Origin of the sequence: Craurococcus roseus, assembly GCF_039523795.1 — a bacterium.
GTDB classification, from domain to species: Bacteria; Pseudomonadota; Alphaproteobacteria; order Acetobacterales; family Acetobacteraceae; genus Craurococcus; species Craurococcus roseus.
The window spans coordinates 102,434-122,512 of the sequence record NZ_BAAAFZ010000007.1 but is presented as its reverse complement, the minus strand read 5'-3'; the positions used below and the strand labels follow the sequence as shown (position 1 = coordinate 122,512).

Below are 20,079 nucleotides of genomic sequence, written 5' to 3'. Positions count from 1 at the left end.
ACCGCCCGGGCAGCAGCGCGCCGACCGCCGCCGTCGCCAGCACCACCAGCGGGAAGGGCAGGCCGAACAGGAACAGCGCCGCGAAGGCCGCCCCCGCCGCCGCCCAAGGCACGCCGCCGTGCAGCGCCCGCTTCGCCACCCGCAGCAGCGCCTCGACCACCAGCACCAGCACGGCGCATTGGAGCCCGAAAAACAGCGCCGCCACCAACGGCACGGCGCCGAAGGCGACGAACAGCGCCGACAAGGCCAGCATCACCAGCGCGCCCGGCAGGACGAACAGCAGCCCCGCCGCCAGTCCCCCGCGCACCCCGTGCATCAACCAGCCGAGATAGGTGGCGAGCTGCTGAGCCTCCGGCCCCGGCAGGAGCGTGCAGAAGTTCAGCGCGTGCAGGAAGCGCGCGTCGGACACCCAACGGCGCTCGTCCACCACCTCCCGGTGCATCAGCGCGATCTGCCCCGCCGGCCCGCCGAACGACAGGCAGCCGATGCGGAACCACACGCGGACCGCATCGGCGAAGCTCGGGAAGGCCCGCGGCGGCTCGACGTTCACGAGGCGACGGCGCCCTTGGCGGGCGTCGGCCAGTTGTGCGCTTCGTCCACCGCGTCTCGGCACCAGCGGTACAAGGCGTCGTAAACCGCCAAGCCCGCGTCGAGTTGCGCCAAGTCGTCCTTGTGCATCCGCGACAGGCCGAGCGACACCGCGAGCAGCCCGGCCGATTGCGGCGCCAAATCGAACCGCGCCGTGTCGGCGCCGCGCACGACGCCCGCCAAGCGGGACAGCGCCTCCGTTTCCAGCCCCCATTCGCGGAGCATCACGTCGAAGGTGCAAAGCTCGCCGCGGTGGCTCCACTCCACGCCCTCGACGTCGAAGGGCGTCGCGCCGAACCGCTCGGCCACCGCGGAAACCTCGGACGGCGCGACGAACAGGAACACGGCGCCGGGGTCCACGAAGCGCCGGATCAGCCAAGGGCAGGCGATGCGGTCCACCTTCGGGCGGTGCCGCGTGACCCAGACCGTGCGGCCGGCCGGGTCGCGGGGCGGCAGGCGATCGGCGCGCAGCAACGGCGCCCCGGCGGCCTTCCAGGCCTCGAAGCCGCCCTCCAGGGTTTCCGCTTCCACCCCCTCGTGCCGCGCCCAGGCGGCGGCGCCCTGGCTCAGCTTGAGCCCGCGCTGGCACAGGACAACGACGCGGCGGCCGGCGAACCCGTGCGCCCACTCGCCGGTCCGCCGCCAGTCGCGGCGCACCGACCCGGGAACGAGGCGCGGGTCCGCCGCGGCGTCCTCGTCCGTGCGGACGTCGATGACGGCCAGGGCGTCGGGCAGGCCGATCAAGCGGCCGAGCTGCGCGACGGTGATCTCGTTGAAAGAGGGCATGGGCGTCCACTCGCAAGAAGCGCGGACGCGATGCTTGGGCCGGGGCCTCACGGGGCGATCGCGGACTGCCCCTCAGAGGGAATGATCCAGAACGCCCCGCCCGGTGTCAAGCCATGCTGCCGCCGCCCACCAGCTTGGTGGCCGCCGCGGCGATGGACGAGCCCATTCCCATCTGGTCCGTTTGCGCGCCGCTGTCCGGGCGCGGCTTCTGCAAGGTCGGCTCCTCGCCCAGCGGCTCGGAGCTCATGGGCTTGAACTGGCCCTTGCCGTCGAGCGACTGCCCCTGCGTCCTGCGTCCCTCCGGCACCTCCTTCGCCGTGTCGTGCACGAAGAAGGCGTAGAAGAACTTCCGGCGCTCCTCGCCCTGCGGGAAGGAGTTCGGGATCGGCAGCTGCTTCTCGTACCCGCCCAGTTCCTCGATCACTGCCAGCCGCTGCTGCTGGTGCATGGTGTCGCGGGCGATCAGGAAGGCCAGCATGTCCTTCATGCCCGGGTCGTCCGTCATGTTGTAAAGCCGCGTCGCCAGCACGCGGCCGGTCGCCTCCGCCGCGACGTTGGCGTACATGTCGCCCGCGATGTTGCCGCTGGCGTAGACGTGGCTCGCGTTGAAAGGCACGCCGTTGCAGTTCTCCGGCGTCGCGGCGAGGCCGGCCGGGAGGATGTGGCGCATGTTCACGCCGTTGAGCGCCGCGCCCGCCACGGGGTCGTTCGACACCTGCTCCTGGAAGGAGAGCGGCGCGCCTTCGAGGTTCAGCGCCACCGCGGTGGAGAGCATCTCGATGTGGCCGATCTCCTCCGTGCCGGTGTTGAGCAGCATGTCGCGGTACTTCTTCGGCCCGCGGCTGCCCCAGGCCTGGAACATGTGCTGCATCATGACGCGGATCTCGCCCTCCACGCCGCCGATAGCCTGCTGAGACGCGCGCGCGAAGCCGGGGTTGGGGCGCTCGACCCGCACCGGGTACTACAGCTTGCCGTCGCTGTAGAACATGGAACCTCCGCTGTCCGGACGCGGCCAGAACCCGTGCGGAGGAGGGCGGTTCGGCGCCGCTGAAGCAACGACGCCGACCTTTCCGCACGCGGCAGCGAAGCGCCGGCTCAGCCGGAGGAGCGCTTCCCGCCGCCCTTGCCGCCCGCCGCCTCGGCCCCCTGGGCTCCGCTCTGGATCGCCGCCGGGTTCAGTTCGCTTTCGGCGAGTTGAGTGAGCTTCTCGTCCGCCTGCTTCTCCTCTTGCAGCGTCTGCGCCATCAGGTCGGCGATCTCCTGCTGCCCCGCGGCCTTGGCCAGCGCGGCGATGGTGCCGTAGGCGGCGATCTCGTAGTGCTCCATGCGCTGCTGGGCGCCGACGATCACCGCGTCCAGGATCGGCCCCTTGTCGTGGTCCTCCAGCTCGGATTGCGCCTCCTCGATGAGGCCGCGCATCCCTTCGCAGACCTTGCGCCCCGGCCGCGCGCCCAGCTTCTCCAGCGCCTGCTCCAGCCGCTCGACCTGGTGCTCGGTCTGCTCGGCGTGCATCTGGAACGCTTCCTTCAACGCTTGCGAGGTGGCCTTCTTGGCCACGCGCGGCATCGCCCGCAGCCCCTGCTTCTCGGCGCTGTAGGCGTCGCGCAACTGCTCCACCATCAGCTTGGTGACTTCGTCCATACCGCATCTCCCCCTGGTGCCGGCGGCGCCCGCCGCCGCCGTGCCCGCCGAACGGCGCGCGACCCCGGCGGGTTGCGGTGCGATCCGCCTGCGATCCGGTGGGCGGGGGGCGCGCGCCCCGGCCAGCACGAGCAGGCGTTCGGCGAAGGGCGAAGGCGATGCGAAACGCCCGCGCGCCCGACTCCGGCAAGGTGTTCCTGCCCGGCGCCCGGGCCGGCGGCACCCCCGGCCGGCGCCGCGGGCCAGGGTTTGCCACCTCCTGGGCTGCCGGCAACGCCTGGCAACGGATGCGGCAGTACCCGAACGGCCGGCATGCACGATTTTTGTACGATGCGGCATCCATCGGTGCGCCCACGCGTTGTCTCCTACCGGAGCAGCAGACCGGCCGCGCCTCCGCCTCGGCAACCGGGCGCGTCGTCCCACCTAGGAGCGGACCGCGGTGTCGGCGGCCAAGTGGGAGGCTGCACTAATGGGGCAGGGACGGCGAACCGCCGCTTTCCGCGAGTCTCATGGCGGCAGGCGGTCTTCGGCTTGGAGCGCAGTCCGGGCTGGCTGGTTCTCTTTGGCGGCTTCATCGTGGCGCAAGCGCGCCTGGAGGCGAACGGGCGGGTGATCCTGCGCGGCGTCGACACGCTGCCGCCCTTCCAGGGTTGCGACACGGTGTTCCGCGACATCGAGGACGCGACGGTGAACGTTACCATCGCGGCCGTGCTCTGGAAGGAACTGGCGCGTACGGGACGCTTTCCGTGAGCGCGTCTGGAGCCCCGGCGCGGTGGAGCGGCTGCGGACGCGGCTGAAGGACAGGCGCGCCGTCGATAAGCGCCGCGGGAAGACGGCGCCCCTCCCGTCGCGTCCTGCGCTTTGTCGACGCACTCGAATGGCTCAGGCGCCGACGGGCCCTGGTCGCCGGACCGGCGCTCGCGGCCGCAACCTGGGTTTCGGACAAGCGAAGGGGAGAAGTGATGGAGATCAAGCGAGCCGGGTCGCGCCCGTCCGGCAAGGGGCCCGCGGAGTACTTCACCGGCGCCGTGCGCGTCGATCCGCTGTTCGAGGCGGCCGACCCGGGGCGAGCCGCCGGCGCCCACGTCACCTTCGAGCCCGGTGCCCGCACCGCGTGGCACACCCACCCGCTCGGCCAGACCCTGATCGTGACGTCCGGCCTCGGACGGGCGCGGCGCGAGGGCGGGCCGGTCGAGGAGATCCGGCCGGGCGACGTGGTCTGGTTCCCGCCCGGCGAGAAGCACTGGCACGGGGCCGCGCCGGACACGGCCATGACCCACATCGCCATCCAGGAGAGGCTCGACGGGAAGGCCGTCACTTGGATGGAGCACGTCACGGACGAGCAGTACCGGGGCTGAACCCATGGACAAGGCCTGACTCGGCACCGGCGCACGAACGGCGAAGGCCCGCCGCGGGCCGGCGACCGGACCGCTACGCCGCCGGGCAGGCCGGCCGGATGCCGCGGGGGCAAGGCGCGCGTGCGGCCTCGGCGAGCAAGGCCCAGGCGGCCCGACGCGCCGAACCGGCACCCGCCTCGCGGCCGGCGAGTCAGCCGAAATGCTGTAGCGGGAGTTCGTCCTCGTCCGGCAGAACCGTCTCGATAGGCGCCGGCGGCGTCGCGTAGGACGCCGCGAAGGTCGCCACCGTGGCCAGGGTGGCGGCGACCTCGGGCGCGATGGGCGCGCCGGGGAGGCCGCAGGTGTCGTAGAGCCAGATCACCATGGTGGCCATCGTCCCGGCGGCGCCGCCGGCCGCCACCTTCCGGGTGGGCAGCGCCGTCGGCCGCCCCGTCACCGCGTCGCCCGTGACCGCCATCGCCGCCCCTCCCGTGCCGGCGCGGCCGCGACCGCGCTGGCCGGCGCGCGCCTTCCAAGGCGCGTGATACTTCCGTGGCGAGCCTCGCGCCGTGCGCTGGCGCACACTAGATTGCGGAACCGTCCGGCGCCGCTCCGGCACCGAAGCGCCGGCGGCCGGAGATCGAAGCGATGACGCAGGGGGCCGCGCCCGGCGAGCCGGTCGAGATCGAGGACATCGGGAGCAACCCCGACCCGCGCCGCCCCATAGGCGAGGTGATCGCGCGGCGCCTAGACCGCCGGGCGGCGCTGCGTGGCCTCCTCGGCGCCGGTGCCGCGGCCGGGCTGGCCGAGCGCCTCCTGTCCTCCACGGCGGCGGTGGCGGCGCAACCGGCGGCGCACAGCAGCGGCAACACGCCCGGCGCCGGCATCTCCTCCCTCCGCTTCCCGGAACTGCGCCACCAGAGCGCGGAAGGCGACGCGGTGGCCGAGGGCCACGAGATCCAGACGGTCCTGCGTTGGGGCGACCCGATCCTGCCGGACGCGCCGGAGTTCGACCCGCTGCGCCAGAGCGCCGAGGCCCAGGCGCGGCAATTCGGCTACAACTGCGACTACCTGGACTTCTTCCCGCTGCCCCGCGGCAGCCGGAACAGCGGCCACGGCGTCCTGGTGGTGAACCACGAGTACGCCAGCACGCAATTGATGTTCCCCGGCCTCGGCGCCGGCCTCCTGGAGTCGCGGCGCCGCGTGGACGAGGCGCAGGCGCGCACCGAGATGATGGCGCACGGCGCCAGCGTCGTGGAGGTGAAGCGCGGCGGGGACGGGCGGTGGGCGCCGGTGCGCGAAAGCCGCTTCAACCGCCGCATCACCGCCGGGACGCCCATGCGGGTCAGCGGCCCCGCCGCCGGCCACCCGCGGCTCCGCACCTCCGCCGACCCGGAAGGGAGGCGCGTGCTCGGCACCCTCAACAACTGCGCCGGCGGCAACACGCCCTGGGGCACGGTGCTGACGGCGGAGGAGAACTTCAACTTCTACTTCTCGGGCGAGGCGGCGGAGGCGGGCGAACAGCGCGACGCCTACAAGCGCTACGCCATCACCAAGGCCGGGGTCTACACCTGGGGCCGCTTCGAGCCGCGCTTCGACCTCGACCGCGAGCCGAACGAGCCCAACCGCTTCGGCTGGGTGGTGGAATTCGACCCCTACGACCCCGGCAGCGTCCCGGTGAAGCGCACCGCGCTCGGCCGCTTCAAGCACGAGGGCTGCACCCACGCCCTCGCCCCCGACGGGCGCGTGGTGTTCTACAGCGGCGACGACGAGCGCTTCGAGTACGTCTACCGCTTCGTCACCGCCCGCCCGTGGAACCCGGACGACCCCGCGGCCAACCGCGACCTGCTGGACGAGGGCACGCTCTCCGTCGCGCGCTTCGAGGCGGACGGCACCGTGCGCTGGCTGCCGCTGGTCCACGGGGAAGGCCCGCTCACCGCCGCCAACGGCTTCACCGGCCAGGGCGACGTGCTGGTGGAAACGCGCCGCGCCGCCGACCTGCTCGGCGCCACGCCTATGGACCGGCCCGAGGACGTGGAAACCAACCCCGTCAACGGCCGCGTCTACGTCATGCTGACCAACAACGTCCTGCGCACCGAAGCGCAGGTGAACGCTGCCAACCCGCGCCCGCGCAACGTCCACGGCCACGTGCTGGAGATCGTCCCGCCGCCCGCCGCCGCGGGCGCGCCCGACCACGCCGCGCCGGAAGCGCGTTGGAACATCTTCATCGCCGGCGGCAAGCCCGGCGTGGACCCCGGCGCGCAGTACCACCGCGCCACCTCCGACGTCGGCTGGCTGTCCTGCCCGGACAACTGCGCCTTCGACAGCCGCGGCCGCATCTGGATCGCCACCGACGGCGCCGACGACGCCGCGGGCCTGGTGGACGGGCTCTACGCCGCCGACACGGCCGGGCGGGGCAGGGCGCTGACGCGCCTCTTCTACCAGGCCCCAACCGGCGCGGAGGTCTGCGGCCCGCGCTTCACGCCGGACGACACGACCCTGTTCCTCGCCATCCAGCACCCGGGCGAGGACCCGGACAGCAGCTTCGACCGGCCCTCCACCCGCTGGCCCGATTTCCTGCCGGATCGACCACCGCGCCCGAGCGTTGTCGCCATCACCCGGCGCGGCGGTGGGCCGGTGGGTTGACGCCGGGTGGGACGGCGCCAGGGCGCCCTGCCGCGTTGGTTGAACGACTTGAGCGACTTGGACGCCAAGCGCGTATAAGGTATGGGATATCTTCCCTGGCGCATTTCTTGGGAGAGCGGGCGGCGTGTCCGGCAAAGGCAGAGAGGCCGGCGAGGGCAGGGAAAGGCGGGGGCGGCAGTGCGCGGCGCTGCCCTTCACCTGGCAAGGGGGCGAGCTCCGGGTGCTGCTCGTCACCAGCCGCGAAACACGCCGTTGGGTGCTGCCGAAAGGCTGGATGGAGAAGCGCCTTTCGGCGCACGCCCTGGCCGCCAAGGAAGCCTTCGAGGAGGCGGGCGTCGTGGGCGACGTGGCGCGGCGGGCGATCGGCCGCTACGACTACCTCAAGCGCGGCCCGCGCGACCGGCTGACGGCCTGCTCGGTCCGGGTGTTCCCGCTGCGCGTGGAGCGGTTGCTGGACAAGTGGCCGGAGTGGCGCCAGCGCCAACGGCGGTGGTTCGGTCCCGCCGAAGCGGCGATGGCGGTGGAGGAGGCGGGCCTCGTCACCCTCCTGCTGCGGTTGGCCCTGCCCGGACCCGGCTCCCCCGAAGAGGGCCAAGCGCCCCCGGGCGTCCCGGCCTCACCGCACGGGGATGCTCTCGAAGGCGGCCACCAGGGCGGCCCGCACCCACTCACCGGCAGCGGCGGCGGCGGACAACGCGCCTCCGAGTTGGTCGTGGAAAAAGGCCGGGCCGAAGACCTTCGGTAGCGCGTAGAACGCGCCCGCCAACAGGACGGCGGCCACGACGTGCTTCAGCGCGGCCTGGACCGGGTGAGGCCGGCCCGCGCGGCCTTGTTGCCGCAGCGACCGCAGGTCGGACGGGGGTGCTATGCGCGACCTATGGACCATCGTCCACGCCTCCGCTGGAGCAGGGAACAACCACAGGTTAACAAGATTCTTTGTCGCAACAAAATACTTCGGCGGCTGAACCGCCTCCAAGCGGTTCCGGAACCTTCAAATTTTCGTAACGAAGCCGGTGCGACCGTTCTGGATGACGTGGGCGTGATCGCCCGCGCCCCGCGCCGGCGTGGTCCGTGGCGGCCCCGCGCGTTAGGCCCGCGGCACCCGGCCGTCCGTGAAGCCGGTCAAGCAACAAAACACTCGGAGGCGCACGCCATGTCGTCCGCTCGCATCAGCCGCCGCGCCGCCCTGGCGCTGGGAGGGTCGTCGCTCGCCGTCGCCGATGGGACGCACGGCCTCGCCCGCCCCGCCGTGGCCCAATCCGGTGCCTTCCCGAGCCGCCCCGTCCGCATGCTGGTCCCCTGGGCGCCCGGTGGCACCACGGACGTGCAGATGCGCGCCCTCTGCGACGCCGCCTCCAAGCGCCTCGGCCAGCCGGTGGTGGTGGAAAACAAGTCGGGCGCCGGTGGCATCCTCGGCGCCCAGGCGCTGCTGAACGAGAGGCCCGACGGCTACGCCCTGGCACAGATGCCCATCAGCGTCTTCCGCTACCCCGCCATGTCCTCCCGCCCGCCCTTCGACCCGGTGGCGGACTTCACCTACGTCGTCCACCTCACCGGCTACCTGTTCGGCGTGGTGGTGCGGGCCGAGTCGCCCTGGAAGACCTTCGAAGAGTTCCTGGCCCACGCCAAGCGCAGCCCCGGCAAGGTCAACTACGGCACGCCGGGCGCCGGCACCTCGCTCCACATCACCATGGAGCAGATCGCCGAGAAGCGCGGCATCGACTGGACGCACGTGCCCTTCCGCGGCTTCTCCGACAACCTGCAAGCGCTGCTCGGCGGCCAGACCGACGCGCTGGCCGACAGTTCCGGCTGGGCGCAGCTCGTGGAGGACGGCAGGCTCCGCCTGCTCGTCACCTGGACCGAGGAGCGCGCCAAGCGCTTCCCGCAGGTGCCGACCTTGCGCGAAACCGGCATCGACATCGTCTCGGCCTCGCCCTACGGCCTAGCCGGGCCGAAGGGGATGGACCCCGGCGTGGTGAAGGTGCTGCACGACGCCTTCAAGGAAGCGCTGCACGACCCGTCGCACACCGCGGTGCTCGACCGCTACGACATGCCGATCATGTACAAGAACAGCGCCGACTACACGGTCTTCGCGCGGCAAATGGCGAAGGAGGAAGCGGAGATGGTGAAGAAGCTCGGCCTCAAGGCGTGACGGGGGGCTCCGGCGGGCGCCGTCCCCTCCGCATACCCGACGCGACCTCAAGGCCGCGGTTGCTGCGCAAGCCGAGCGGGCGGGCGTGAGCCTGAACAAGTACCTGCTCTCCATCGCCGCAGCCGACGCCGGTTCGCAAATGGAGGGGGAACGCTAATTCGCCGGGCGCGCGGCGCGCTCCAACCCCGCGCGGGCGATGGAAATCCTCGCGCGGGCCGGCGCCGGCAACCCGCCCGAGCCGGGCGACGGATTGCCGCCGGATCTCGCCTCGCGCCGGAAAGGCGGACCGCGCGGGCTAACCCGCCTTCACGGCCTCGGCGTAGGCGCGCAGGATGGCGTTGACCCTGGTCTGCCATCCCCGCCCCTGGCCGCGGAAGAACTCCACAAGGTCCGCGTCCAGGCGGATGGACACCGGGACCTTGGCCCGGGGCGTGACTGCTTCAGCACCCCGGTACCAATCCCGGGGCACGTCGCGCCAATCCGGGTCGGCGGCGATGGACCGCTCCAACTCCGCCTCGGACATGGCCTTGAGCCGGGTGAGGTCCGTCCGGTCCTCGCCGCGCTCCGCCATGCGAAGCAGCTCGTCAGCCGAATACTTCTTGATGGTGTCTTCTTTCCTCATCGCGTGCCCTCCGGAGCGAGATCATCCGGATGATCTCGCCGCGCAACGTGTAGATCGCGGTGGCGTACAGCCCGTGGATGATGCCCGTGGCCATCCAGCGCTCCTCGCCGCCCCAGCCGTCATGCGCGCGCTTGCGCGTGTGATCGCCCGAGAACAACCGCAGCGCTGAAACAAAGTCGAAGCCGTGTTTTTCAATGTTCTCGATTCGCTTGGCCTCGTCCCATTCGAAGTCCATTCCGAGTGTGTCCTCGATCCGAGAATTCGTTGCGCTTTCTATTAAACATCCTCAGTGGGCTCCGTGTTTGGGCATGTGCTTCTGCGGCACACATAAGGAATGTATATACATTTTGTATATGCAAGTCAAGCCTTTCCAATCCTGAACCGAGCCGCTTTGCATCCACCAGACCGCCGAGGCGCTGGACGCTACGCAACGTCCAGCGCCTCGGCGCTCAAGGGCAGTCATTTACGGTGGCCCTCCCGTGCCGCCTTGCTGTTGCTGCGGACCGACCCAACAACCGGCTCGTCAACCTTTTTCGGCAGCGTGTTTAACTCACCGCAATGCTTCATCGCGGCAGTGCGCCACATTGTCGTCGTTAACGCGACCGTCGCTGACGGAAGGTCCATCGCCTGAGGCTTGCTCCATCGAAGAGGCTTTGGAGTTACTAGGAAGATATTCTTTACTTCCGTCCCGTAGCCATGCTCTGCTCCGCCGTTCAACGCAGCAGCGGCCGCCCCGCCATGACAGCCACCAACATCACCCTCCCGACCGGACCCGCTTCCCACACCGCCGCCACCACCGAAACCCGCGCCGCCATGCTCGCGCGCGTCCGCGCCGAGGCCGAGGCGGCCCGCGACCGCATCCGCCGCCGCCTCGCCAACGGCCGCCGCCACTCCACCACCTGGCGCGATTGGGAGCCCCTCTCCGACGACGAGTGGGCCGTCCTCTCCCCCTTCGTCGTCCGCCACAACGGCCCCGTCCGCGACCCCCGCGGCCGGCTCGACGCCATCTTCTGGCTCGCCGCCCGCCGGCAGCGCCACCTGCCGCCCTGGCGCGCCCTCGCGCCGGAGTTCGGCAAGCCGGACACCGTCGCGCCCGCCAGTTCCGCCGCTGGGCCCAAGCCGGCCTCTGGACCAAGCTGCTCCAAGCCCTCGCCGACCCCGACCGCCCAGGCATCGACATCCTCCGCCGCCTGGAGTCCTGGATCTGCCGCACCTACCGCCGCGCCTGGCGCATCCTGGGCGTCCAGGGCGTCGTGCTCGCCCGCCGCCTCCGCTTCTTCTCCGCCCTGCGCGCGCCGTCCGTCTTCCTGCCCGACCCCCATTTGTCCGAACTCGTCAAAAACCGCCTCCGCGCGGTCCAAGAATGCCTCCGCCAACGCGGCCTCGAGGCGGCCCGGGCGATGATGCCCCACCCGGACTTCCTCCGGGCCGCCAACAAGCTGCTCTGGGCCGCCAGCGGCGGCCGGCGCATCAACCGCTGCATGGCCCCGTGGTGAAGGACGGCGCCGCCGCCGCGCCGCGCGCGCTCACCCGCCAACGCGGCACCGAAGCGCACCGGCCACGGCGCGGCACCGTCCCGCCGCCCGGCAACAACGGCTGCCGCCCGGCGAGGCCCGCTCGGCATGGCCCGCGGCGCGAGCGGGCGGGCGAACGGCGCCGCCGCGCGCCGGCCGCCCGCACCGCCGTGGTGGACAGCCCCGCCGCCCGCCCCACATCGTCGGCCACGCCACACGCGAAAGGCAGGCATGGCCGCCGTCCGCACACGCCCGCGGCGCCGGCGCCGGTTGCGCCGCGTCTTGTTCGGCCTCGCCGCCGTTCTGCTCTTGGCCGCGGGCACCGCCGCCGGCCTGCTCTGGTGGAGCCTGCCGCCCTCGCACGCGGCCACTCGCATCCCCGGCCTTTCCGCCCCCGTGGAAGTCGCGCTGGACCGCCACGGCATCCCGCGCATCGCCGCCGCCACGGAGCAGGACGCCGCCGCCGCCCTCGGCTGGCTGCACGCGCGCGACCGCATGTTCCCCATGGAGATGATGCGCCGCGGCGCCTCCGGCCGCCTGGCCGAACTCGCCGGCCCCGCGATGCTGATGAACGACCGCTTCGTCCGCACGCTCGGCCTGCTGCGTCGCGCCGAAGCCGACCTCGCCATCCTACCCGCCGAGACGCGCGCCGTGCTCGAAGCTTACGCCGCCGGCGTCAACGCCTGGATCGCCGAACGCGGCCGCTTCGCCGCGCCCGAGTTCATCCCGCTCGGCGCCCCCGAGCCCTGGCGCCCGGAACACAGCCTGCTCTGGGGCAAGGTGATGGGCCTCTGGTTGTCCGGGAATTGGCGCCAGGAGCTGGAGCACGCGCGCCTCGCCGCCATCCTGCCACCCGAACGCCTGTCCGACCTCTGGCCCGCCGACGACAGCCCCGGCCGCCCGGACGCGCTCCCCGCGCCCGCCACCGCCGGCGACGGGGCGCCGCCACGCAAGGATGCGCGCGCGCTCCCCACGAATTCGTCCGAAACCATCACGGCCGCGCCCGCGCGCCACCGCCCCGACGGATCGCAACGAGGGCACGGCGCGGAGGACCGCCAACGGCCAGGCCCGAACGGCCAAGCCGCAACGGACGCGGACCCCGCCCACCTGTCCCGCCTGCTCGCCGCGCTGCCGCGCTTCCCCGGCCCCGGCACCCTGCCGGATTCGGCGAGCAACGCCTGGGCCGTCTCCGGCGCCCGCTCCGCCTCCGGCGCGCCGCTGCTCGCCTCCGACCCGCACCTCGGCTTCAACGCCCCGGTGCTCTGGTACCTGGCGCGCATCGACTTGGCGGACGGCCGGATGATGGCCGGCGCCACCAGCCCCGGCGTGCACGGCATCGTCATCGGCCGCACCCGCGACCTCGCCTGGGGCTTCACCACCACCCATTCCGACACCCAGGACGTGTTCGTCGAAACCCCCGCCGGCCCCGGCGCCTACGCGACGCCGGACGGCCCGCGCCCCTTCACGGTACGCGAGGAGACGATAGCGGTGCGCGGCGGCGACCCCGTCCGCCTCCGCGTGCGCGAAACCCGCCACGGCCCCGTCATCTCCGACCTCGACCCAGATGGCGCCGGCGGCCGAATCCTCGCCGTCTCGATGGCCAACCTCGCGCCGGACGACACCTCCGCCGCCGGCCTGCTGGCCCTGAACCGCGCCCGCACGGTGGAGGAGGGCAAGGCCGCCGCCGCCCTCGTCACCGGCACGCCTCAGAACCTGATGATGGCCGACGCCGCCGGCGGCATCGCAATGGCGCTCACCGGCCGCACGCCGATCCGCCGCGCCGGCGACGGCGCGCTCCCCGCGCCCGGCGCCGACGGCTCGCACGACTGGGCCGGCTGGGTGCCCTTCGACGCCCTGCCGCACGCCGAAGACCCGCCCGGCGGCGCGCTGGCCAACGCCAACAACCGCGTCTCGCCGTCCGGCCACCCGGTCCACCTGGGCCGCGACTGGTTCGGCGATTGGCGCTTCCGCCGCATCGGCGAGATGCTCGCGTCCCGCGAACGCCACGACGCGCCGAACTTCGCCGCCATGCAGCGCGACACCGTCTCCCTGCTCGCGCGCGAACTGGCGACGGCGCCCGACGCGGTCCTGCGCCAGTCGCCGCGGCCGGAGGACGCCGCCGCCGCCAAGGCCCGCGACCTCCTGCTCGCCTGGGACGGGAACATCGCCGCCGACCGGCCGGAGCCGCTGTTGTTCAACGCCTGGATGCGCGCCGCCCGCCGCCTCGCGCTGGAGAACGGCGGCGCCCCGCCCGGCGCCGGCGGCCCCGAGTTCCTGAGCCGTGTCCTTTCGCCCGATGGCCGCGCCGCCGCGCCCTGGTGCGCCGGCGACTGCCCCGCGCTCGCCGCCCGCGCGCTGCGGGACGCCGTGGCCGAACTGCAAGCCACCGAAGGCTCCGACCCCGCGGCGTGGCGCTGGGGCCGCGTCCACGTCGCGCGATTCGAACACCCCATCCTGCGCTTCGTCCCCCTCCTCGGCGGCTGGACCCGCCTCCAAGCGCCGACCGGCGGCGACGAGGAAACGGTGAGCCGCGGCGGGATGCGCGGCGCCGGCCCGGCCTCCTGGCGCCACGTCCACGGCGCCGGCCTGCGGTTGGTTGCGGACCTCGCCGATCCCGACCGGACGCTCGCCGTCATCGCCACCGGCCAATCCGCCCACCCGCTGTCCCGGCACTGGGGCGACCTGTTGCCGGCGTGGCGAGACGGCGGCACCGTGTCGCTCGGCCGCGCCCCGGCGGACGGCGGGGAAGGGGGCCGGTTCCGGCTCCTGCCGACGCCGTGACCGGTTGTCCTCGCGAACCGGCGCGCGCATCGGAGGTTGATTCCCGCTCCCCGCCCGCCGACACTCCCGCCGACGCCGAAACGCCAGCAGAGATGCTCCACCGACCCAACCGCCGCCCGCAGTTCTTCTACACCACCGCGCCGCTGCCCTGCCCATACCTGGCGGGCCGGACGGAGCGGAAGATCGTGACCGAGCTCACCGGCTCGGACGCCGAGGCGCTGCACGACCGCCTGTCCCGCGCCGGCTTCCGCCGCAGCCACAACATCGCCTATTCGCCGGTCTGCCCCGGCTGCAACGCCTGCATCCCCATCCGCGTCCAGGCCGCGAACGTCGAACTCAACCGGGCGCAACGGAAACTGGAGCGCATCAACGCCGACGTCCGCGGCGCCGAGCTGCCCGCCCGCGCCACCGCCGAGCAATTCGCCCTGTTCCAGCGCTACCAACAGGCCCGCCACGGCGAGGGCGACATGGCGGCCATGGGCTTCTACGACTACCGCGCCATGGTGGAGGACACGCCCATCACCACCGGCATGGTGGAGTTCCGCGACGGGGCGGACGCGCTGCTCGGCGCCTGCCTCACCGACTGGCTCTCCGACGGCCTTTCCGCCGTTTACTCCTTCTTCGCCCCGGAGGAGACGCGGCGCTCGCTCGGCACCTGGGCGATTCTCTGGCTCGCCGCGCGCGCCCGGGCGCTGAACCTGCCCTACGTCTACCTCGGCTACTGGGTGCCCGAGAGCCGCAAGATGTCGTACAAGAGCCGCTTCCGCCCGAGCGAGGTCCTGGTCGGCGGCATCTGGCGCGTGCTCGAGGAGCAGCCCGCCGACGGCCAAACCACCACCGTCGCCACGCCCACGCCGTCGTCGCCGCGCGAGCGCGAAACGGCCGGGTGAAGCGCCGCCCCGCCCTCAGCCCGAACGCCGCGCCTCACCCCCAAGCCCGCAGTATTTCGTCCGAAACCACCGTCTCCACCTGCTGCGCGTAACGCCGCCGGTAGAGCGTCAGAAGGGCGTCGTGCGTCTCGTCGGACGAGGAGCAGATGGCGTCCGTGGGCACCACCACGCGGTAGCCCAGGTCCACGGCCCCCAGCACCGCCCCGGCCACGCACACGTCGGTCTCCACGCCGGAAACCACCAGCGTGTCCACCCCCCGCGCGCGCAGCCGCTCGTGGAGGTCCGACCCGACCCAGGGCGAGTAGACGCGCTTGTCGATGACCTCCGCCGGCGGCACCAGCGCCTTGAGCGGCGGAAGCAGGTCCGCGGCGCCCGGCGGCAGGGATTCGAGCGTCATGGACGACCACCGCTCCCAGTAGCGGCGCCACGTCCCCTCGCCTTCGCCGGGGCGCTCGGCCGGGATGAAGCGGGTGAAGACCGTGCGGTCCGGCTTGGCGCGGGCGATGCGCTCCACGACCGGCAGCACCCGCTTCATCCAGGGCGTGTGCCAGTCCGTGTCCACGAAGAGGTTCTGCATGTCGACGCAGAGGTGGGCGCAGTTCTCGCCCAGCGGCCCGTGCTGGAGGTGTCCTTGTTCCATGCGGCCCACAACGGACGAAGCGCCGTCGGGATGCGCCGCGCCGCGCTATTCCGACGGCACGTTGCGCCGCAACTCCTCCAGCCAAGCGTTGGCGTTGCCGTCGGAGGGCGCCCGCCAATCGCCGCGGGGCGAGAGCGAGCCGCCCGCCGCCACCTTCGGCCCGTTCGGCATCGCGGAGCGCTTGAACTGGCTGAAGCCGAAGAAGCGCTGGAGGAACACTTCGAGCCATCGGCGTATCTCGGGCAGCGCGTAGGCGCCGCGCCGCTCGGCCGGGAAGCCCGGGGGCCAATCGCCGCGCCCCGCGTCGCTCCAGGCCCGCAGCGCCAGGAAGGCGATCTTGGACGGCCGGAAGCCGAAGCGCAGCGTGTAGAACAGGTTGAAGTCCTGGAGCGCGTAGGGGCCGATCTTGGACTCGGTGCTCTGGATCGCGCCGCTGTCGTCGGCCGGCACCAGCTCAGGCGAGATCTCGGTCCCCAGGATCGCCTCCAGCGTCGCCCCCACCGCGTCGTCGAACTGGCGCGAGGAGACGACCCAGCGGATGAGGTGCTGGATCAGCGTCTTGGGCACGCCGGCGTTGACGTTGTAGTGCGACATCTGGTCGCCGACGCCGTAGGTGCACCAGCCGAGCGCCAACTCCGACAGGTCGCCGGTGCCGAGCACGATCCCATCCTGGTGGTTGGCCGCGCGGAACAGGTAGTCGGTCCGCAGCCCCGCCTGGACGTTCTCGAAGGTGACGTCGTACACGGGCTCGCCGCGCGCGAAGGGATGGCGGAGGTCGGACAGCATTTGCCGTGCGGCCGGGCGTATATCCAGCTCCTCGGCCACGACGCCGAGCGCGCGCATCAAGCGGTGCGCGTTGCCCTTGGTGCCCTCGCTCGTGGCGAAGCCGGGCATGGTGTAGCCGAGGATGTCGGTCCGCGGCCGGCCCATCAGGTCCATCGCCTTGGCCGCGACGATCAGCGCCTGGGTGGAGTCGAGGCCGCCGGAGACGCCGATCACCACGCGCTTGATGCGGGCGGCGGTGAGGCGCTGCACCAAGCCGGCGACCTGGATGTTGTACGCCTCGTAGCAGTCCTGTTCGAGCCGCGCCGGGTCGGCGGGCACGAAGGGGAAGCGCTCGACGCGGCGCTCGAAGCCGATGTCGCCCGTCGGCGGGTCCAGCCGGAAGCCGACCCGGCGGAAGCCTTGTGCCGCCGGCATGGCGCGGCGGTTGTCGTCGAAGGTGCCCATCCTCATGCGCTCCTGGCGCAGGAGGTCGAGGTCCACGTCCGCCACCGCCATGCGCGCTTCCGTGGGGAAGCGCTCGGTTTCGGCGAGCAGCGTGCCGTTCTCGAAGATCTCCGCTTGCCCGTCCCAGGAAACCTCGGTGGTGGACTCGCCGGCGCCGGCGGCGGTGTAGACATAGGCAGCGAGGCAGCGGGTGGACTGCGACTGGCAGAGCAGCCGCCGCGTGTCCGCCTTGCCGATGGTGATCGGGCTGCCGGAGATGTTCAGCAGCACCGTCGCGCCGGCCAGCGCGGCGAGCGAGGAGGGCGGGACCGGAATCCAGAAGTCCTCGCAGATTTCGGTGTGGAGGACGAGGCCGGGCACGTCCTCCGCCTCGAACAGCAGGTCGGACCCGAAGGGCGCGGCCTGGCCGGCGAAGCGCGCGTCGCCGGGCGGCGCGCCGTCACCGGGGGCGGTTTGCCGCCGCTCGTAGAACTCGCGGTAGTTCGGCAGGTAGCTCTTGGGCACTACGCCAAGCAGCCGGCCGCGGTGGACAACCAGCGCCGTGTTGTAGACGCGTCCGGCGTGGCGCATCGGGGCGCCGAGCACGAGCACCGGCAGCAACCCGCGCGAAGCCTCGATGATCCCGGCCGCGGCCCGCTCCACGCCGTCCAGCAGCGCGTCCTGCAACAGCAGGTCTTCGATGGAATAGGCGGAGAGCGCGAGTTCCGGGAACGCCGCGACCGCGGCGCCGCGGGCGTCGCACTTCCGCGCGACGCACAGGATGGACTCGGCATTGGCCGCCGGGTCCGCGAGCGCCGAACGGATGGTGCAGGCGGCGATCCGGGCGAAGCCGTGCCGGTAGGCGGAGAGGAAGCTCATCGCGGCAGTGGGCACCGGGGCGCGCACGCGCGCAAGTCACCGCGCCGCGCGGCGCCTCCTCCCGTCGCGCGTGGCGCCGACCGCCCGCGCCGGGCTACGGCGCCCGCGTCCGCCGAGCGGGCGTCAGGCGCCCGTGCCGCCGCCCGTGCCACGGCCGCTCGTGCCGCCGCCGCCGCCCGGGTGCATGGAGCCGCCCACTCCGCCGGCCTCGCGGCCGCTGATCGTGCCCGGGGCGGTGTCGCCGGACAGGCCGGAAGCGCCGGCCGCCGCGCCGGTGTCGGTCACCCCGTCGCGCAGGTTCGTGCCGCCGGTCATGCCGCCCAGGTCCGGGCCGCGGCCCCCGGCCATGTCCATCTGGCCCGCTTCCATGGTGCCCGCGCCGGTGACGCCGGCGTTGGCGCCCATCCCTTCGTCCGTCCCGCCGCCGCGGGCTGCCATCTGCTTCGCCTGCTGCGCGGGCGCCTTGAGCCGCACTTGGCTGCCGGACACGGAGGCCACGGCGTCGAGCGGGAGGTGGTGGTGGTGGGCGCCGGAGCCGTCCGGGTCGTCCTTCTTGGTGAGCTTGATCCGGCTGCCCTCGACCTTGTCCACCGTGCCGACGTGGCCGCCGTCGGAGCCGACGACCTCCATGTGCTCGCGGATCTGCCCCGCGAGTTGTTGCTGTTGCTGTTGCTGTTGCTGCTGCATGGTGCGGTGCTCCTGGTTCAGGTCTCGGGCGAGGACCGGCGGCGCTGCGCGTCCGGCGCAGGGTTGCCGTCCGCCGGCCCGTGGACGCCGAAGGAGGTCTGCCCCGGCGGGCCAGGGGCTTGGCCGCTCATGCCGTGCTCGCGCTGCCCCTTCGGCCCGCCGTGCTTGGCGCCGCGGCTGCCGTGCGGGCTGTCGGGCTCCACTTGGCCCGGCCCGCGGCCTTCCTCCAGGCGCAGGTCGCGCTTGCGCGCCATGTCGGATTCGGTTTCCACGGCTTCGCCCGCCTGCTCGGCCGGCATGGAAAGGCGCACGAGGCCGCCGTCGAGCCCGGCCACGGTGGTGAGCGGCAGGAAGCGGTGCTCCGCGCCCTCGGGCAGTTGCGGGTCGTCCTTGGCGAGCTTGATCCACTCGCCCTCGACCTTGTCCACGAACCCCACGTGCCGCCCGTCGGAACCCACGACGGCCATGCGGTTCCTGATCCCTCCGGGGTCCAACTTCCCTGCGTCGGCCATCGCGGCGGCGTCTCCCCTTCCGTGTCGCGGGGGAACGCGGCGGACCGCGGCCGGGTTCGCGCCGCCCAGGCAGTGAGCCACCGCACAGCGGCCCCGGCCGGCGCGCTGCTACCCCGGTCCCCGCGCGGCGTCACCAAGGACCGCCGCGCGGGGAACACGCATGTCAGCCTTCCGGGCTCGCTTCGAGCGCGAACCACGACCGCACGCTGAACAGCGGACCGGCGCCCTCGCCGGCGGCAGCGGCCTGGCACGGCGCCGCGGCGGAGACGATCCGCCCCTCAAGGTGGCTCAGCAGGACGACGCCGGTTTCGATGTCCACGGCGGCGTGGCCGTCCGATGCGACCACGCCGGACCACCCGCCGTCCACGCCAATGGGCTGCGCGCCCGCGCAGCGCACGAACAGCACCGGCCGCCCGCGGTACCCCGACGACCCGACCACGCGGCAGGCGAGGGCGCCCGTGCCGCCGCCGATGGAGAAGGCGTCGCCCGTCGCCAAGGATTGGCGACGCAGGAAGCCGCCGAAGGAGCGGGACAGGCCCGGCGCCAAGGCTTCGCGCGACGCCGGGTCCAGCGGCGTGCCCGGGCGCTCGGCCATCTCGGTATCGCGCAGTTCGCCGGAAGCGGATCGGACCATCGCCAGCTCGACCACGCCGACGCCCTCGGGGCCGGGGACGTGCAGGTGGGTGGAGATTCGCATCTCGCCGTCCGGCAAGGGACATGCCTCGAAGGCGCCGGTGGCGATGGTGTAGGCGTGCCCGCCGGCCTTGCCTTCCATGTAGAGCCGCTGGAACGGCCCCCAGAGCCGCGCGCCGATCTCGACGGGCGTTGCGGCCGGGCGCGGCGGTTCGTCGAGCGGCAGCGGCGGCGCGGCCTCCCAGGAGGAGGCGGGCGCCTCGCCGTGCGACGGCGGGGGCGCGGCGGCGCCGAGGGCGGCGTAGAGCGGCAGGTCCATCTCTCTCGTTCGAGCCTCTTTCCCAGCGCTTGCGGGCTTGCGGCCCGCTCCAGGGGTTGCGCGTCCGCTTGCGACGCGGACGCCGCGGCGGCGGCCGGCCGGGGCGGCACGGTCACCGACGCGAACGCACGGACGCCGCCCCCGATCCACCCGAACGGGTGGTTCCGACCGGAATATGTAACCGTAACAAAAGGAAATCGCATATGAATTGTAGTGTCAGAGTGCTATCCTGGCCTTGCGATC

Annotated in this window: 20 protein-coding genes; 8 read left to right on the top strand and 12 right to left on the bottom strand. The window is 72.8% G+C overall.

What is annotated here, in order from left to right:
* The 4 genes from ABD067_RS02605 to ABD067_RS02590 form a co-directional block, all read right to left on the bottom strand.
* The coding region (locus ABD067_RS02605) for a chromate transporter (protein ID WP_343893587.1) at positions 1 to 550 on the bottom strand (550 nt) is incomplete at its 3' end.
* Positions 547 to 1,374 (bottom strand): sulfurtransferase/chromate resistance protein, encoded by an 828-nt coding sequence (locus ABD067_RS02600; RefSeq protein WP_343893586.1) that lies wholly within the window; start codon positions 1,372 to 1,374, stop codon positions 547 to 549. The genes ABD067_RS02605 and ABD067_RS02600, both read right to left, overlap by 4 nt.
* A 106-nt stretch (positions 1,375 to 1,480) precedes the next feature.
* Complete coding sequence (locus tag ABD067_RS02595; protein ID WP_343893585.1) at positions 1,481 to 2,329, bottom strand: manganese catalase family protein; 849 nt, start codon at positions 2,327 to 2,329, stop codon at positions 1,481 to 1,483.
* 140 nt (positions 2,330 to 2,469) lie between these two features.
* Entirely contained in the window at positions 2,470 to 3,015 is a 546-nt protein-coding gene (locus tag ABD067_RS02590; protein ID WP_343893584.1) for a YciE/YciF ferroxidase family protein, read from the bottom strand.
* Positions 3,016 to 3,546: 531 nt separating this feature from the next.
* Between ABD067_RS02590 and ABD067_RS02585 the strand changes: the two genes are divergently transcribed.
* Together ABD067_RS02585 and ABD067_RS02580 are read left to right on the top strand one after the other, a co-directional pair.
* A complete protein-coding gene (locus ABD067_RS02585) occupies positions 3,547 to 3,765 on the top strand; it encodes a hypothetical protein (RefSeq protein ID WP_343893583.1) in 219 nt (72 codons plus the stop codon).
* 212 nt (positions 3,766 to 3,977) lie between these two features.
* Positions 3,978 to 4,373 (top strand): (R)-mandelonitrile lyase, encoded by a 396-nt coding sequence (locus ABD067_RS02580; protein ID WP_343893582.1) that lies wholly within the window; start codon positions 3,978 to 3,980, stop codon positions 4,371 to 4,373.
* 190 nt (positions 4,374 to 4,563) lie between these two features.
* On the opposite strand, the gene ABD067_RS02575 is transcribed toward ABD067_RS02580, so the two are convergent.
* Positions 4,564 to 4,830 (bottom strand): hypothetical protein, encoded by a 267-nt coding sequence (locus ABD067_RS02575; protein ID WP_343893581.1) that lies wholly within the window; start codon positions 4,828 to 4,830, stop codon positions 4,564 to 4,566.
* A gap of 170 nt (positions 4,831 to 5,000) precedes the next feature.
* On the opposite strand from ABD067_RS02575, the gene ABD067_RS02570 reads away from it, so the two are divergent.
* From ABD067_RS02570 to ABD067_RS02560, 3 genes are all read left to right on the top strand, one after another.
* Positions 5,001 to 6,998 (top strand): PhoX family protein, encoded by a 1,998-nt coding sequence (locus ABD067_RS02570; RefSeq protein WP_343893580.1) that lies wholly within the window; start codon positions 5,001 to 5,003, stop codon positions 6,996 to 6,998.
* 124 nt (positions 6,999 to 7,122) lie between these two features.
* A complete protein-coding gene (locus ABD067_RS02565) occupies positions 7,123 to 7,743 on the top strand; it encodes an NUDIX hydrolase (protein WP_343893579.1) in 621 nt (206 codons plus the stop codon).
* A gap of 408 nt (positions 7,744 to 8,151) precedes the next feature.
* Positions 8,152 to 9,150 carry a Bug family tripartite tricarboxylate transporter substrate binding protein gene (locus tag ABD067_RS02560; RefSeq protein WP_343893578.1) on the top strand — a complete coding sequence of 333 codons (999 nt, stop codon included), beginning with the start codon at positions 8,152 to 8,154 and terminating at the stop codon, positions 9,148 to 9,150.
* Between the two features lie 295 nt (positions 9,151 to 9,445).
* On the opposite strand, the gene ABD067_RS02555 is transcribed toward ABD067_RS02560, so the two are convergent.
* Together ABD067_RS02555 and ABD067_RS02550 are read right to left on the bottom strand one after the other, a co-directional pair.
* Positions 9,446 to 9,772, bottom strand: coding sequence for a BrnA antitoxin family protein (locus ABD067_RS02555; RefSeq protein WP_343893577.1), 327 nt, complete (start codon positions 9,770 to 9,772; stop codon positions 9,446 to 9,448).
* On the bottom strand, positions 9,735 to 10,007 hold the full coding sequence (locus ABD067_RS02550) for a BrnT family toxin (protein WP_343893576.1): 273 nt from the start codon (positions 10,005 to 10,007) through the stop codon (positions 9,735 to 9,737). The genes ABD067_RS02555 and ABD067_RS02550 overlap by 38 nt, the downstream gene beginning before the upstream one ends.
* Before the next feature lie 1,018 nt (positions 10,008 to 11,025).
* Between ABD067_RS02550 and ABD067_RS02545 the strand changes: the two genes are divergently transcribed.
* The 3 genes from ABD067_RS02545 to ABD067_RS02535 all read left to right on the top strand — a co-directional run bounded on the left by ABD067_RS02545 (position 11,026) and on the right by ABD067_RS02535 (position 14,957).
* Positions 11,026 to 11,268, top strand: a complete 243-nt coding sequence (locus tag ABD067_RS02545; RefSeq protein WP_343893575.1) for a hypothetical protein — start codon at positions 11,026 to 11,028, stop codon at positions 11,266 to 11,268.
* 288 nt (positions 11,269 to 11,556) lie between these two features.
* On the top strand, positions 11,557 to 14,067 hold the full coding sequence (locus tag ABD067_RS02540; RefSeq protein ID WP_343893574.1) for a penicillin acylase family protein: 2,511 nt from the start codon (positions 11,557 to 11,559) through the stop codon (positions 14,065 to 14,067).
* A gap of 92 nt (positions 14,068 to 14,159) precedes the next feature.
* Complete coding sequence (locus ABD067_RS02535; RefSeq protein ID WP_408871500.1) at positions 14,160 to 14,957, top strand: arginyltransferase; 798 nt, start codon at positions 14,160 to 14,162, stop codon at positions 14,955 to 14,957.
* 34 nt (positions 14,958 to 14,991) lie between these two features.
* Here ABD067_RS02535 and ABD067_RS02530 read toward each other — a convergent pair whose 3' ends face one another.
* The 5 genes from ABD067_RS02530 to ABD067_RS02510 form a co-directional block, all read right to left on the bottom strand.
* The gene (locus ABD067_RS02530; RefSeq protein WP_343893572.1) at positions 14,992 to 15,597 is read right to left on the bottom strand and encodes a cysteine hydrolase family protein; all 606 of its coding nucleotides are present in this window, start codon (positions 15,595 to 15,597) and stop codon (positions 14,992 to 14,994) included.
* A gap of 45 nt (positions 15,598 to 15,642) precedes the next feature.
* A complete protein-coding gene (locus ABD067_RS02525) occupies positions 15,643 to 17,685 on the bottom strand; it encodes an NAD(+) synthase (protein ID WP_343893571.1) in 2,043 nt (680 codons plus the stop codon).
* Between the two features lie 123 nt (positions 17,686 to 17,808).
* Positions 17,809 to 18,372 (bottom strand): DUF2171 domain-containing protein, encoded by a 564-nt coding sequence (locus ABD067_RS02520; protein WP_343893570.1) that lies wholly within the window; start codon positions 18,370 to 18,372, stop codon positions 17,809 to 17,811.
* A gap of 17 nt (positions 18,373 to 18,389) precedes the next feature.
* Positions 18,390 to 18,839 (bottom strand): DUF2171 domain-containing protein, encoded by a 450-nt coding sequence (locus ABD067_RS02515; protein WP_343893569.1) that lies wholly within the window; start codon positions 18,837 to 18,839, stop codon positions 18,390 to 18,392.
* 208 nt (positions 18,840 to 19,047) lie between these two features.
* Positions 19,048 to 19,836, bottom strand: a complete 789-nt coding sequence (locus ABD067_RS02510; protein ID WP_343893568.1) for a hypothetical protein — start codon at positions 19,834 to 19,836, stop codon at positions 19,048 to 19,050.
* Positions 19,837 to 20,079 lie beyond the last annotated feature (243 nt).

Excerpts from the sequence above, each read along its gene's own strand:
- ABD067_RS02600 (WP_343893586.1), bottom strand. The coding sequence starts at position 1,374 with ATGCCCTCTTTCAACGAGATCACCGTCGCGCAGCTCGGCCGCTTGATC.
- ABD067_RS02590 (WP_343893584.1), bottom strand. The coding sequence starts at position 3,015 with ATGGACGAAGTCACCAAGCTGATGGTGGAGCAGTTGCGCGACGCCTAC.
- ABD067_RS02580 (WP_343893582.1), top strand. The coding sequence starts at position 3,978 with ATGGAGATCAAGCGAGCCGGGTCGCGCCCGTCCGGCAAGGGGCCCGCG.
- ABD067_RS02575 (WP_343893581.1), bottom strand. The coding sequence starts at position 4,830 with ATGGCGGTCACGGGCGACGCGGTGACGGGGCGGCCGACGGCGCTGCCC.
- ABD067_RS02570 (WP_343893580.1), top strand. The coding sequence starts at position 5,001 with ATGACGCAGGGGGCCGCGCCCGGCGAGCCGGTCGAGATCGAGGACATC.
- ABD067_RS02560 (WP_343893578.1), top strand. The coding sequence starts at position 8,152 with ATGTCGTCCGCTCGCATCAGCCGCCGCGCCGCCCTGGCGCTGGGAGGG.
- ABD067_RS02555 (WP_343893577.1), bottom strand. The coding sequence starts at position 9,772 with ATGAGGAAAGAAGACACCATCAAGAAGTATTCGGCTGACGAGCTGCTT.
- ABD067_RS02550 (WP_343893576.1), bottom strand. The coding sequence starts at position 10,007 with ATGGACTTCGAATGGGACGAGGCCAAGCGAATCGAGAACATTGAAAAA.
- ABD067_RS02535 (WP_408871500.1), top strand. The coding sequence starts at position 14,160 with ATGCTCCACCGACCCAACCGCCGCCCGCAGTTCTTCTACACCACCGCG.
- ABD067_RS02530 (WP_343893572.1), bottom strand. The coding sequence starts at position 15,597 with ATGGAACAAGGACACCTCCAGCACGGGCCGCTGGGCGAGAACTGCGCC.
- ABD067_RS02525 (WP_343893571.1), bottom strand. The coding sequence starts at position 17,685 with ATGAGCTTCCTCTCCGCCTACCGGCACGGCTTCGCCCGGATCGCCGCC.
- ABD067_RS02520 (WP_343893570.1), bottom strand. The coding sequence starts at position 18,372 with ATGCAGCAGCAACAGCAACAGCAACAGCAACAACTCGCGGGGCAGATC.
- ABD067_RS02515 (WP_343893569.1), bottom strand. The coding sequence starts at position 18,839 with ATGGCCGTCGTGGGTTCCGACGGGCGGCACGTGGGGTTCGTGGACAAG.
- ABD067_RS02510 (WP_343893568.1), bottom strand. The coding sequence starts at position 19,836 with ATGGACCTGCCGCTCTACGCCGCCCTCGGCGCCGCCGCGCCCCCGCCG.